1 rRNA gene is annotated in these 1,235 nt (G+C 57.4%); it reads left to right on the top strand.

Annotated elements, in window-relative coordinates:
• Nucleotides 1-54: 54 nt before the first annotated feature.
• Nucleotides 55-1,235: ribosomal RNA gene (locus ACZ4EF_RS36820) — 23S ribosomal RNA — on the top strand; the annotation flags it as partial.

Below are 1,235 nucleotides of genomic sequence, written 5' to 3' on the forward strand. Positions count from 1 at the left end.
GGTGTGGGGGATGGTTGGTTGTTTGAGAACTGCATAGTGAACGCGAGCATCTGTGGCCAAGTTTTTAAGGGCGCACGGTGGATGCCTTGGCACCAGGAACCGATGAAGGACGTGGGAGGCCGCGATAGGCCCCGGGGAGCTGTCAACCGAGCTGTGATCCGGGGGTGTCCGAATGGGGAAACCCGGCAGTCGTCATGGGCTGTCACCCATACCTGAACACATAGGGTATGTGGAGGGAACGCGGGGAAGTGAAACATCTCAGTACCCGCAGGAAGAGAAAACAACCGTGATTCCGGGAGTAGTGGCGAGCGAAACTGGATCAGGCTAAACCGTATGCGTGTGATACCCGGCAGGGGTTGCGCATGCGGGGTCGTGGGAGCTTTCTTGGTCAGTCTGCCGACTGGCCGGAGAGTAAGAAACCGTTGGTGTAGGCGAAGGACATGCGAAAGGTCCGGCGTAGAGGGTAAGACCCCCGTAGCCGAAACACTGGCGGCTCTCTTGAGAGCCACCCAAGTAGCACGGGGCCCGAGAAATCCCGTGTGAATCTGGCGGGACCACCCGTTAAGCCTAAATATTCCCTGGTGACCGATAGCGGATAGTACCGTGAGGGAATGGTGAAAAGTACCGCGGGAGCGGAGTGAAATAGTACCTGAAACCGTGTGCCTACAAGCCGTGGGAGCGTCGCTGTTGTTCTTCGGAACTTCAGTCGTGACTGCGTGCCTTTTGAAGAATGAGCCTGCGAGTTTGCGGTGCGTTGCGAGGTTAACCCGTGTGGGGTAGCCGTAGCGAAAGCGAGTCCGAATAGGGCGGTGTAGTAGCGTGCTCAAGACCCGAAGCGGAGTGATCTAGCCATGGGCAGGTTGAAGCGGCTGTAAGAGGTCGTGGAGGACCGAACCCACCAGGGTTGAAAACCTGGGGGATGACCTGTGGTTAGGGGTGAAAGGCCAATCAAACTCCGTGATAGCTGGTTCTCCCCGAAATGCATTTAGGTGCAGCGTCGTGTGTTTCTTGCCGGAGGTAGAGCACTGGATAGGCGATGGGCCCTGCCGGGTTACTGACCTTAGCCAAACTCCGAATGCCGGTAAGTGAGAGCGCGGCAGTGAGACTGTGGGGGATAAGCTCCATGGTCGAGAGGGAAACAGCCCAGAGCATCGACTAAGGCCCCTAAGCGTACGCTAAGTGGGAAAGGATGTGGAGTCGCAGAGACAACCAGGAGGTTGGCTTAGAAGCAGCCA

This window comes from Streptomyces sp. NPDC025721, assembly GCF_055558595.1.